The organism is Marinobacter alexandrii (genome assembly GCA_039984955.1).
Taxonomy (GTDB): domain Bacteria; phylum Bacteroidota; class Bacteroidia; order Cytophagales; family Cyclobacteriaceae; genus Ekhidna.
The window spans coordinates 78,927-91,141 of record JBDWTN010000007.1 but is presented as its reverse complement, the minus strand read 5'-3'; the positions used below and the strand labels follow the sequence as shown (position 1 = coordinate 91,141).

The 12,215-nt window shown below is 37.0% G+C and carries 10 protein-coding genes; 6 read left to right on the top strand and 4 right to left on the bottom strand.

Annotation, left to right across the window (positions count from 1 at the left end; translation table 11 throughout):
• Positions 1-3: 3 nt before the first annotated feature.
• From ABJQ32_06695 to ABJQ32_06685, 3 genes are all read left to right on the top strand, one after another.
• Complete coding sequence (locus tag ABJQ32_06695; protein ID MEP5289322.1) at positions 4-3,507, top strand: efflux RND transporter permease subunit; 3,504 nt, start codon at positions 4-6, stop codon at positions 3,505-3,507.
• 147 nt (positions 3,508-3,654) lie between these two features.
• Entirely contained in the window at positions 3,655-4,887 is a 1,233-nt protein-coding gene (locus ABJQ32_06690; protein ID MEP5289321.1) for a metallophosphoesterase, read from the top strand.
• 137 nt (positions 4,888-5,024) lie between these two features.
• Positions 5,025-6,347: a YihY/virulence factor BrkB family protein gene (locus tag ABJQ32_06685; protein MEP5289320.1), complete on the top strand. Its 1,323-nt coding sequence runs from the start codon at positions 5,025-5,027 to the stop codon at positions 6,345-6,347.
• Here ABJQ32_06685 and ABJQ32_06680 read toward each other — a convergent pair.
• From ABJQ32_06680 to ABJQ32_06665, 4 genes are read right to left on the bottom strand one after another with little or no spacing between them, the layout of a single operon-like run.
• Entirely contained in the window at positions 6,342-6,836 is a 495-nt protein-coding gene (locus ABJQ32_06680; GenBank protein ID MEP5289319.1) for a hypothetical protein, read from the bottom strand. The genes ABJQ32_06685 and ABJQ32_06680 overlap by 6 nt on opposite strands.
• Positions 6,837-6,841: 5 nt before the next feature.
• Positions 6,842-7,342: a hypothetical protein gene (locus ABJQ32_06675; GenBank protein ID MEP5289318.1), complete on the bottom strand. Its 501-nt coding sequence runs from the start codon at positions 7,340-7,342 to the stop codon at positions 6,842-6,844.
• 13 nt (positions 7,343-7,355) lie between these two features.
• Positions 7,356-7,745, bottom strand: coding sequence for a DUF1987 domain-containing protein (locus ABJQ32_06670; protein MEP5289317.1), 390 nt, complete (start codon positions 7,743-7,745; stop codon positions 7,356-7,358).
• 41 nt (positions 7,746-7,786) lie between these two features.
• Positions 7,787-8,350 (bottom strand): SiaB family protein kinase, encoded by a 564-nt coding sequence (locus ABJQ32_06665; protein MEP5289316.1) that lies wholly within the window; start codon positions 8,348-8,350, stop codon positions 7,787-7,789.
• A gap of 411 nt (positions 8,351-8,761) precedes the next feature.
• Between ABJQ32_06665 and ABJQ32_06660 the strand changes: the two genes are divergently transcribed.
• From ABJQ32_06660 to ABJQ32_06650, 3 genes are read left to right on the top strand one after another with little or no spacing between them, the layout of a single operon-like run.
• A complete protein-coding gene (locus ABJQ32_06660) occupies positions 8,762-10,663 on the top strand; it encodes an ATP-binding protein (protein MEP5289315.1) in 1,902 nt (633 codons plus the stop codon).
• A 29-nt stretch (positions 10,664-10,692) separates the two neighbouring features.
• Entirely contained in the window at positions 10,693-11,940 is a 1,248-nt protein-coding gene (locus ABJQ32_06655) for a response regulator (GenBank protein ID MEP5289314.1), read from the top strand.
• A gap of 7 nt (positions 11,941-11,947) precedes the next feature.
• Complete coding sequence (locus ABJQ32_06650; GenBank protein MEP5289313.1) at positions 11,948-12,193, top strand: hypothetical protein; 246 nt, start codon at positions 11,948-11,950, stop codon at positions 12,191-12,193.
• Positions 12,194-12,215 lie beyond the last annotated feature (22 nt).

Sequence of the window (12,215 nt, the reverse complement as noted above, 5' to 3'; positions counted from 1 at the left end):
ATCATGAGCGAACCTACACAAAAGAAGAAAGTAGATAAGGAATTCAAATTAGCCTCTTGGGCGATTGATAATCCTTCGGTGATTTATGTAATGATTGCCATTTTTCTTTATATCGGATTTTCTTCTTATCAGGCAATGCCCAGAGAAGATTTTCCAGAGATTAAGGAAACGAAGATTTATATAAGTACACCATTCCCTGGCAATACGGCTGAAGATATTGAGCGATTAATCACAGATCCTTTAGAGGATGAACTAAAAAATGTGAGCAATGTGGTTGAAATTACTTCTACCTCTCAGGAAGACTACTCCATCATCACGGTAGAGTTTGATGAGGAGATAACAGTAGAATCCGCTAAGCAGAAAGTCAAAGACAAGGTTGATGGAAAGAAAGCAGGTGAAGATTGGCCGCTATTCAATAGTGCCAAAGTTGAACCTAATGTTTTTGATCTTACCCTATCCGAAGAAATGCCAATCATGAATATCAATATCTCTGGAGACTATCCGGTAGAGAAGTTGAAGGAATTTGGTGAATACCTTGAGGATGAGATTGAGGACTTACCTGAAATAAAGGGAGTAGACATAAGAGGAGCACAGGAAAAGGAAGTAGAAATAGCTGTTGATGTGTATAAAATGATGGCTGCCAAAGTAAGCTTTGGGGATGTCCTTTCCACAATTAGCAATGGAAACATGACTATGTCAGCAGGTAATATTAAATCCGGAGGGCAAAGAAGAACGATCAGGATTCTTGGTGAAATAAAAACGCCGCAACAATTGGAAAGCTTTGTTGTAAAGACTGAAAATAATGCTCCGGTATACTTAAAGGATATAGCTAAGATCACATTTGGAGAAGAAGATAGGACAACATTCGCAAGAGAGTTTGGCCATAGTGTGGTGATGCTAGATGTGAAAAAACGTTCTGGTAAAAACATGATTAACGCCGTTAATCAGACGAAGGAAATCGTGAAAAATGCTCAAGAAAATAGGTTTCCGCAAGATCTAGATGTAACTATTTCAAATGACTCGTCTGCAAGGACACTCAACCAGGTTAATGATTTAGTGAATAACATCATTTTTGGGATCATTTTAGTTGTGACGGTACTTATGTTCTTTCTGGGATTTAGAAATGCGTTGTTTGTAGGTTTCGCAATCCCTATGTCCATGTTTATGTCGTTTGCCATTTTGAATACGATGGGATATACATTGAATACAATGATCCTATTTGGTATGATTATGGGACTGGGAATGCTAGTGGATAATGGGATTGTGGTAGTTGAAAATGTCTATCGTTTGATGGAGACTGAAGGGCTTTCTAGAGTTCAAGCCGCCAAGAAGGGAATAGGTGAAATTGCTTATCCAATCATTATATCTACTGCAACTACTGTGGCTGCATTTGTTCCGCTTGGCTTATGGCCTGGGCTCTTTGGTCAATTCATGATTTATTTCCCCATTACATTATCCGTTGTGCTTGGCTCGTCACTATTTGTAGCCATTTTCATGAATTCCATGCTGGTATCTAAATTCATGGAGGTGGGAGATAAGGAGCTCTCAAGAAAACAACTGATTAGGCTAACTATTCTACTTGGAGGTTTAGGGACATTCATTTTAATTGTGGGAGGTGCGATGAAGGCTCTTGGAACAATTATGATCTTTACGACAATCATGTTCTGGTTGTATAAATATGTGATTAAGAAAGCAGCGGTTGGATTTCAAAAGAAAATCCTGGTTCGATTCGAAAATTGGTATGAGAGGAGGCTAACTCACGCAGTAAGGGGGGGTAATGTATATTGGTATTTTAGTATAACATTCCTTATTCTTATTTCAGCTTTCATGTTTTTCGGCATGTCAGTTGGTTCTCAGCGAACAAAAATCGAATTCTTTCCGGATAATATACCCAATCAAATTATTGTCTACATAGAATATCCACAGGGAACCGCGATTGAAAAAACCGATCAGATTACTAAAGAAATAGAGCAAAGAGTGTACAGTATTGTCAACGGTGATCAGTACATGGATGGAGAGCGAAACTTCCTTGTGGAATCTTCGGTATCACAAGTTGGGGAAGGAGCTGGTAACCCACAAACAGATGGAGGCTCATCTGCTGAGATGCCACATAGGGCTAAGATTACTAGTTCTATGAGGGAATTTAAATATAGAAGAGGGGAAGATACAGAAGAGTTGAGATTGAAAGTACAGGAGGCACTTGAGGGCATCTATCCCGGGGTATCTATATCCGTAGAGAAGGATGCTAATGGGCCGCCTGCTGGATACCCTATCAATATTGAGATCGAAGGGGATGATTATGATGAGCTAATCAATGTTGCTGAACGAATGAGGAACTTCATCAACACGAAGAATATCGCAGGAATTGAAGAGCTAAAAATTGATGTGAATAAAGGCAAGCCTGCTATGGAAGTGTCTGTAGATCGGGAAAAGGCAGGAGAACTTGGCGTATCAGTTGGTCAAGTAGGTAGTCAATTGAGGAGGTCACTTTTTGGAGAAAAAGCGGGAGTTTACAAATTGGATGGAGAGGATTATAATATCAACGTTCGATTCAATGAAGACATCAGGTATAACAAAAGTGCGCTCTTCAATCAAAACATTATCTTCAAAGATCAGGCCTCAGGTAAAATAAAGGAGATACCAGTTTCCGCTGTTGCCACACAAAAGAACACATCTTCTTTTAGTGCGATAAAGCATAAATCGAATAAGCGAGTAGTGCTTGTGTATTCAGGGTTGAAGCCTGGCTTTACCGATGCTGCAGCTATTGTAACTGAGATTCAAGCGGAAATGCAAGAATTTGATGGTCTACCTGATGGAGTAAAAATTGATTACACAGGTCAGATTGAAGAGCAAAATAAGCAAATGGCTTTCTTAGTAGGAGCTTTCTTCTCTGGTCTTGGTCTAATTGCTTTGATTCTCGTATTTCAGTTTGGAGGCATCTCTAAGCCGCTCATTATTATGATCGCTATTTTTCTTTCTTTCATTGGAGTCTTTTATGGTCTAATCATCACTGGATGGTCTTTCGTGATTATGATGACTATGATGGGGATTATTTCTCTTGCTGGAATTGTAGTGAATAATGGAGTGGTATTGTTGGATTACACGCAGCTTCTTATTGACCGAGAGAAGGAAAAGAGAGGTATGGAGAAAAATGAATACCTATCAAAAGATGAGGTTAAGGATATTGTGATAAAAGGAGGAAAAGCTAGGTTGAGACCTGTAATCCTTACAGCAATCACAACTGTTCTCGGACTGATTCCTTTAGCAATCGGTCTGAACATTGATTTCTACACATTGGTGACGGAGTTTAATCCAAACATCTTCCTAGGAGGAGACAATGTAATCTTCTGGGGACCACTAGCATGGACGGTAATCTTCGGGTTGATCGTGGCTACTTTCTTGACGCTGATAATTGTGCCAGTCTTGTTCACTATTACTTATCGCATGAAATATGCAATGTTCAGTAGAGGAAAGAAAAAAGAAGAATCAAAAATGCAACTTGCATAAATAATTAATGAATTTAGGATCAACCTTTCTCTGTATTCACTCGTTAAAAGAAGTATTAACGAAAAAATATTCTTCTCAAGAATATCATCGGTTAGGTTTAAGTTAATAGTAATCTCCCCTCTAGTTTAGAGGGGAGTTTTTTTTGTTATGAATAGAATTTACCTCCTTGTTTTCCTAGTTTCCATTTACCTGATTCTTGATATATACGTTTTTGTTGCAGTCAAATCATTGTCAGATGGATTATCTCCTATATGGAAAAGAGCATTATTTACGTTTTACTGGACGATAAGTATACTGTCTTTGGTGGGCGTTTTACTTTACCGTCAAATTGATCCTAAGCAATTTCAAGATCTTCGATTGTACATTACTACTTTCTTTTTTGTCCTTTTTATAGGAAAGGTCTTCGCTACTATTTTCCTGATGCTGGAGGATATTAGACGAGGAGTTACATGGATAACGAACTTATTCCCATTCGTAGAAGAAAAACACTCAACTTCTCGCTCTGATTTTATGCGAAAAACGGCGATTGTCGCAGGAGCTGTTCCTGTTGCGGCTATGAGTTTCGGCATCATTTCGGGAGCACATGACTATCGAGTTAGGAAGCGGGTAATCACCTCGCCTAACTTACCAAAAGCATTTGATGGAATTAGAGTTGCTCAAATTTCTGATATTCATACAGGCAGTTTTTTTAATAAAACAGCTGTAGAAGGAGGTGTTGATATGCTGCTCGAGCAAAAACCTGACATTGCTTTTTTCACGGGAGATTTAGTAAATAACAAAAGTGAAGAAGCAAAAGACTACTTAGATATTTTCAAAAGAATAAATGCACCTCTAGGAGTTTTTTCTGTAATGGGTAATCATGATTATGGAGACTATACTAATTGGTCATCAGAATCAGCAAAGCAAAAAGATATTCAAGACCTTCATGATATGCATAAATACATGGGGTATGATTTGATGTTGAATGAAAATCGATCTATAAAAGTAGACAATGAAGAGATTGCCATTCTGGGATGTGAAAATTGGGGTAGCGGAAGGTTTGCCAAGTACGGCGACCTTAAGAAAACTGTACAAGGCTCAGAGGATCAGCCGTTCAAAATTCTTTTATCTCATGATCCAAGTCACTGGGACGCTCAGATCAAACCGGACTACAGAGACATTGACTTAACACTCTCAGGGCATACTCATGGGATGCAATTTGGAATAGAGATTGGGAATTTCAGATGGAGCCCCGTTCAGTACAGATACAAACAATGGGCTGATCTTCATAAAGAAGACAATCAATACTTATATGTAAATCGAGGTTACGGATTTATTGGCTACCCAGGCCGAATAGGCATACTTCCAGAGATTACTATTTTAGAACTAAAAAGTTCATAAATAGGGGTGTTCCATTTAAAGATGTTATAAGTGCATCTTCATGTCAATAGGACGGATAGGTGATTTTACAGGTGATTAGGTGAAAAAGGAGCTTCAGCTCCTTTTTCTTTTTATCTTTCGCTTAAAATCAGGAGCAAATGACAAAGAAGAGGCTGAATCAGATTCAACAATTTATCGAGGTTGATCTATGGCGTTTAAGACTTACCTCACTGCCCAGAGGGAAAAAGTTTCTATTTGGATTTATTCGAGTTTGGGTAATAGCAATCAAGGAATTCATTAACGATAAGTGTACTGAAAAAGCTTCTGCACTCACTTATCTTTCCATGCTTTCACTAGTGCCGGTTTTAGCGATGGTCTTTGGAATAGCAAAGGTTTTTGGTATCAGAGAATTGATGCAAACGGAATTGGAAAGATACTTTTCAGGTCAGACAGAAATTTTGAATCAAGTCCAGCCATTTGTTGATAAAATGCTTAACTCTCAAGGTGGTGGTATTGCAGCCTCCATATCAGCAATTTTCTTGATATATACGGTTATTCGGCTGCTAATGAATATTGAAGCTGCTTTCAATGATATGTGGGATATAAAGAAGAGTAGGAGGTGGGAAAGAAAAATATCAGATTATGTGGCCGTAATTCTTCTAGGACCTGTTCTTTTAATTGTAGCAAGCAGTGCTACCATCATTGTAAAAGATACAATACAAGATTTTATTACTCAATGGGAGGCACTGGGGCAATTAAGATCTGGAATCATATTCTTGCTAAAGCTGCTTCCATACACGATACTCTGGTTACTGCTTTTCGGACTCTACTTAATATTTCCGAATACCAGAGTGAAATTTTGGCCAGCCCTCTTTGCAGGAATTGTAGCAGGAACCCTTTATCAGTTAAACCAGCAGGCATTCATTTCTTTGCAATTTGCCTTTGCTCGATACAATGCTATATATGGCAGTATTGCTTTTCTTCCCTTATTCCTTATCTGGCTCCAAATCAGTTGGCTGATCGTTTTATTTGGCGCTGAGATATGTTATGGAGTTCAATACATGAATCAATGGGAAATGAATTCAGAACAACTCAAGATTAGTTTTCATTATCGAAGAAAACTGATGCTGCTTTTACTCTACAGAATTGTTAAGAAATTTGAAAAAGGAGAAGGGGCACTTTCTATGACAGACTTAGGTTTGGTGATCAATGTTCCTCGCCGTTACATCGCTGATGTCTGTTACGAATTGGAAAAGTCTAACCTAATCACACGAGTTGAGTCCTATGAAGTCTCTTACCAACCTAGTTTTGACATTCATAAAATGGATCTTAACACAGTGCTTTCAAAATATGAACAAGAAGGTATGAGTGATTTTGATCCAAGAAAATCAAAGGCATTCCAAAATATTGAAGATGCTTTAGAAGAAATTAATATGAAATGGAAAGATTCTGACAGCAATAAACTGCTTAAAGATTTATGATCTACGTTGCTTAAAAGACCAGGTAAATTCAAATGCTGAGACAATCGTCCCATCTTTCATCTTTCCTATAGTCTTGAAGGTAGCTTCTGCGGATTCACCTGTATTTATGCATTCCTCCACGGCATCAAAGGCTTTTTGCCCATCCTCACAGGTAAAGTAAACTCTCCCTGTAGCTTTTTTAGAGAAGGTCGCCTTAAGATCGACAATGATGAAAGCTACTGATGGGTTTTGACCTGTAATGGCTAGTAAGCAAGCTGTGGCCGTTGATAACTCGGCAGCCATGCTCTGCACGGCAAAATAGATCGATTTAAAAGGGTTTTTAGTAAGGTATTTGAATGGGGCCGAGGTGGTGCATTTTTTGGCAGTTAGTTCTCGGACTCTTAGTCCAGCTAGCCAGCCCATAGGAAGACCTTTTAGGAGGAAAATTGAGAATTTGAATCCACTGGTAACTTGTTTGGCTAAATGTGCTTGTTTGGAATTTAGTGCCATCAGTTTCAGCCTTCTTCTTTCTCCAGAATTTTTCTCTTTTCCTGATTCAGGAAGTACTTTTCAAGTCCTCCCTCAAAGAATTTTATTAATAAAAATAAGACGGCAAGTATTCCATATCCCACATAAGGTATCTGAATATATTCTTCAATAATTGGTTCGATAAATATCTGCTCTAGCGCAAAAAGAATAACCGCTACTGTAAGCATAATTGTAGAAGCTTTTTTCCCAACCTTTGCAACAGCTAGTTGACCAATGGTCTTTCCAAGCTCCACGTTTTTTTCCTTGATCTCATCATTTTGTTCCCTGATCTGAAGATTAGCATTGTCTAATTTCTTCTGAAGCCTATCGGAGACTCTGGTAATAACCTTGGCCTGAGCTACCAGTTCCTCGTATTCATCAGAGAACGCATCCAAATCTTCCTTATAGATGGCATGCGTCTCAATCTTAGATCGGAATTTTCTGAGACTATCAATCTCGTCATAGTAAAGTTCCTGATTTTTGTCCATTTAACTTAAATGATCACATATCCTCTTCTTCAATTTCAAAGAAGTTAAAGTTTAAGTCAAGTAAATCACTGTAATCTTCGCCCGCTTCCATCATATCGTCATCACCTTCCTCAAAATACCAATTGATGGTAATTTTTTTGCCACTGTCTTCAATCTTACCCAATCGTTTGAAGACATCAAAAAGACATTTGGACGAGCTGGTGTTGAAATATTCAAAGGCAATGTTGGCCGTGAATTCGGGTCCACCAGAAACAGTATATTCATCCAGGTTGTCCAGCACCTTCTGATAAAACTGAATTGAATTCTCAGGGCTAGACCTTCCTTTCATTTCAAGCAAACCTTCATCCGGATCAAAATTGATCAGTGGGGTTGTTCTAGTTGGTTCGATGAATACTTTTTCCATAAATTTCTCTACGGTTTGAAACGTTTCTTTTTATTAACTACTTATCCCTCTATTCTCGGTAATCTGATTTGAAATGTGAAATAGCTCACTTTATCAGTGACTGGTTGAAATTTGTATCTCAATTTTTGTCCTCCTGTTTTACGAGCAATATCTATAAATCCTAATCCACCTGTTCCTTTATCCGAAAACTCTTGCTCAGCAAGAACTTTCTTATATAGAGCTCTTAATTCTTCAGCATCTACTGCATTGATATCATCAAGTCTCTTTTGAATTTCTTTCGTTTTGCTAGCAGGTATGTAGTTACCTGTCTGCAGACTGTAAAATCTTTTTCTAGCAGCTATCATGATTAGTGCAGAATTAGAATCGTAACTGCTTACTTTCATTTCATCTGCATTAATCTCATCCAGATGATAATACAAGTTTTGAATGCATTCTGTAGCTACATTATAAAACTTCTTTTTGACCTTTCTATTCTCCTCCAACTCTTCCAGACGCTCTTCCAATGTCCCTATCATGGCAGTCACTAGATCAAAGGTGAGTTCGCCCTTGAACATCAGAATAATGTTTTGGTCATAAATGTTTTTATAGCTCCTCAGATAGTCCATAAATAGGGGTAATTTTCTTTGGGCTGGAAAAGTAAGAACTTATGGTTGATTAAACCAAATCTTTAAGCACCTAAAACTTCTTGGTGATTATCAATTATTTAAGGTGACTTATACTCCAGCTTAAAAATATATCAATTGCAAAATTAGACTGTTTGTTAGACTTATGGGATTTAAAATTTAATAAAACGCAAATTATCCTTTTCTTTATTACTTTAGTATAGGTGACGAATGCCAATATGACCATAAGTATTATTATTAGTCGTTCCTAATGGAAAATCTGTATAAAAATGTAATATTTCCAATAAAAGGATTTTTGATATAGATTTGAGGGACTTACTAATAGGATTTTTTTAATTCATTGGTAAAAATAGAGATAACTAGTTAAGAGTTTTAACCAACTATGTTCAAGGTATGTTAAAGAAGGATTTATACTCCAACGTCTATATTCTTACGGCATTGGTTTTGATAGGGGCAGTTGCATATTATGTTTTTGTCTTACAAAAAGAGATTACTGATTCATTTAATCAGGATCCGAAAGTTGTTCAGATATCCGCCAATCAGTCAACTATGGGGCAGCAGATAGTAAAGGCTGCTCTTGGTATGGGATACTCCGATAACCAAAAGAACTTCGATTACTTCAAAAATGAGTTAGAGAGAGTCTATCCACAATGGCAAAAGGGACATCAGGCACTGGTCGATGGTGACACTGATTTGAACCTTGCTCAACCATCACAAACAGATGAATATCTTGCTATACAAGAAGAACTTAAGTTTCTCTATTTTGATATGAATACGAACACGGCCAATATTTTGGACGTGAATTTTACGCCAATTAAAACTGATGTTAATTATTTGTCTCTTAGAAGATCAATTGAAGCATTGGTAAACACAGTAAGAAGATATGATACATCTACAGATAATGTCACAGACTATTTTGTAGATAATGCTCAAAATAGAGGAGCTAGTTTAGGTCTTGCCGAGTATGTTGGTTTTTCTATTTTCATTGGGATATTCTTGGTTCAAGGATTTTTCATTTTTAGACCTCTAGTGAAGTTGGCGAGTGATAATTATTTGTCAGCGAATAAGGCTTTCATCAAAGTAAAAAAATCAGAACAGCAACTTAAGATCAACTTCCAGAAACAAAAACTCATTAACAAGAAGCTCTACCTCTCACGAAAAGAACTGGAAGATAAGAACTTGAAGTTGGAAGAGTCAGAGTCTAAATTGCTTAAATCATCTGAAGAGCAAATTAAGATTAACGAACGATTGATTGGAGCTCAAGATGAATTGAATCTTGCATATAAGAAACTACAGAACTCTGAAGTTGAAATTAGAGAGCTAGCTGATAAACAACTGCAGGATAATGAAAAACTATTCCTCGCAGAGAAAAAGCTACAATCCTTACTTGAAAACGAGCAAAATTCGAGAGAAGAGTTGTCTAAAGCACTAGATTCACTGAAGGGAGCTCAATCACAATTGGTACACTCGGAAAAAATGGCATCACTTGGGCAGCTTACTGCAGGTATTGCTCATGAGATTAATAACCCAATTAACTTTATATCGAGTGGAATGGTATCTCTTAAAATGTCGATTGAAGCAATGAGAGAAATTGCTGAAGAATATACTCGTATTGACGATGGTGAGGATGCAAAAGAAGTGCTTGATTCAGTGAGAGAATTGAAAGAAGAACATGAATATGATGAAATTGTTGATGAGTTGGACGACTTAATCAATGACGTGAATTACGGTGTTTCAAGAACCATAGAAATTGTGAAAGGTTTGCGTGTGTTTTCCAGATTGGATGAGGAGGAAGCTAAGAATGCAAATGTCAATGAAAACATTGATGCTACTCTAACACTTCTTAGAAACAAGACTAAAGGAAAGATAGAGATTACGAAGCATTATGATGAAAGCATGAATGATATAGAGTGCTACCCAGGGCAGCTTAATCAGGTATTCATGAACATATTGAATAATGGAGTGCAAGCAATGCCAGATGATAAAAAGGATGCAGAGATTACTATTTACACTGAAGAGGCGGATGATAGTGTGATGATCCGACTAAAAGATAACGGAGTAGGTATTCCGGATGAGATTAAGAATAGAATTTGGGAGCCATTTTTTACTACGAAAGAGGTAGGTGTAGGTACAGGTCTTGGAATGTCGATTACCTATGGTATTATTGAAAAACACGGAGGAAAAATTGAACTTTCAAGTGAAGTAGGAAAGGGAACAGAATTCGTGATCACTTTACCTAAGAAAATCACCCCAATAAAGAAGAAGGAAAATCAAGAGGTAGCGGAGAGTAATTAATTATTAACAACATTTAGATTCAGGGCAGGATGGAAGAGATTCAAGACCAGCAACAAATAGATAAGACATCTAAGAAGAAGAAATTCTCACTTTTATACGTTGACGATGAAGCAACCAATCTTCGTGTTTTCAAAGCGAATTTCAGGAAGTTTTTCAACGTACACACCTCAACAAATCCAATTGAGGCAATAGATATCCTACGCAAAGAAGAGATTCAAGTTATTGTGACTGATCAACGGATGCCTGAAATGACAGGTACCCAATTTCTAGAGAAAATCTTACCTGATTACCCAGATGTTATTAAGATAATTCTAACTGGATTTACAGATATTGAGGCCATTAAAGATGGTATTAATCGATGTGGTATATTCAAATACATCACAAAACCCTGGAATTTTGATGAAATGAAGGGCGTGCTTGAAAGAGCTATAGATACCTATCAGCAATCGATTGAAAGTGAAGAACATATCAAAGAGTTGGAAGATAGTAATGTAGAGCTTGAGAGTAGAGTTCATGAAAGAACAGAGGAGTTGAATAAAATCAATAAGCGTCTAATTGATAGTATTAGATATGCAGGATTGTTGCAACAATCTATGCTTCCAAATGATCGATATTTAGGTCGTCAATTTCAAGATCATTTTGTGATTTTTGAAACCAAATATTTGTTTAGCGAAGAATTTGTATGGACAACCAGATTGAACTTTAGATCTGAAGATTATACAGTTGTTTCGTTAATTGAATTTGATGGAAAAGGAATAGTAGGTTCGCTTAAAACATTGATAGCAGATTCAGTATTGAATTATCTAACACATGATAGAAAAATTTTCCATTCTGGAGAGATCATTAATGAATTGAAATATGAATTAGATGCGGCAGGATCTGACGAATTGCAATGTGATCTAAAGGTTTCTGTAGCTGTATTTGATCACAATGCACAAACTCTTCAGTTTAGTGGCATTAATCAAGATATGATCGTGTTTAATGGTCAAAAATCGACCTTCCTCAAAGGCGATGAAGGTGATCACTTTGAAGATGCCATTGCTGATAAGATAAATATTCAACCGGGAGAGTCATATTACATGTATAGTAATGGCTACTATATTCAGGAAAATGAAGATGGTGTCAAGTTCTCATACGAAAAATTTGAAGAGATGCTAAAATCTATTCAAGATAAACCTATGGGAGAGCAGAGAGAGTTTCTTATGAGCAACCTTCAAACTTGGAAGGCGGGTTCTAGTTTAAATGATGATATTTCCATCATAGGTTTTAAACTCTAATAAGAGGATGGCTATAAAAGCGAGCAGTTTTAAAAATTGGTGTACCGAAAACATTAGTCCACAGTCATGGACCAGAATATGCTTGAAAAATGTTGATAATATTCGAAGCAAAGGGTATACACTCAATGAAATGGAAGATCTGAGTCCAGATATTGATATTGATGAAGAGTTATTAGATGCGCTTAATGTTGCTTTATCCGACCTTTATGAAATGACAGTTGATGAAAGCCTCTTAGCTGCTCCGCAGCAATAAAAATACAATTCAATTACAATCT

Excerpts from the sequence above, each read along its gene's own strand:
- ABJQ32_06695 (MEP5289322.1), top strand. The coding sequence starts at position 4 with ATGAGCGAACCTACACAAAAGAAGAAAGTAGATAAGGAATTCAAATTA.
- ABJQ32_06690 (MEP5289321.1), top strand. The coding sequence starts at position 3,655 with ATGAATAGAATTTACCTCCTTGTTTTCCTAGTTTCCATTTACCTGATT.
- ABJQ32_06685 (MEP5289320.1), top strand. The coding sequence starts at position 5,025 with ATGACAAAGAAGAGGCTGAATCAGATTCAACAATTTATCGAGGTTGAT.
- ABJQ32_06680 (MEP5289319.1), bottom strand. The coding sequence starts at position 6,836 with ATGGCACTAAATTCCAAACAAGCACATTTAGCCAAACAAGTTACCAGT.
- ABJQ32_06675 (MEP5289318.1), bottom strand. The coding sequence starts at position 7,342 with ATGGACAAAAATCAGGAACTTTACTATGACGAGATTGATAGTCTCAGA.
- ABJQ32_06670 (MEP5289317.1), bottom strand. The coding sequence starts at position 7,745 with ATGGAAAAAGTATTCATCGAACCAACTAGAACAACCCCACTGATCAAT.
- ABJQ32_06665 (MEP5289316.1), bottom strand. The coding sequence starts at position 8,350 with ATGGACTATCTGAGGAGCTATAAAAACATTTATGACCAAAACATTATT.
- ABJQ32_06660 (MEP5289315.1), top strand. The coding sequence starts at position 8,762 with ATGTTAAAGAAGGATTTATACTCCAACGTCTATATTCTTACGGCATTG.
- ABJQ32_06655 (MEP5289314.1), top strand. The coding sequence starts at position 10,693 with ATGGAAGAGATTCAAGACCAGCAACAAATAGATAAGACATCTAAGAAG.
- ABJQ32_06650 (MEP5289313.1), top strand. The coding sequence starts at position 11,948 with ATGGCTATAAAAGCGAGCAGTTTTAAAAATTGGTGTACCGAAAACATT.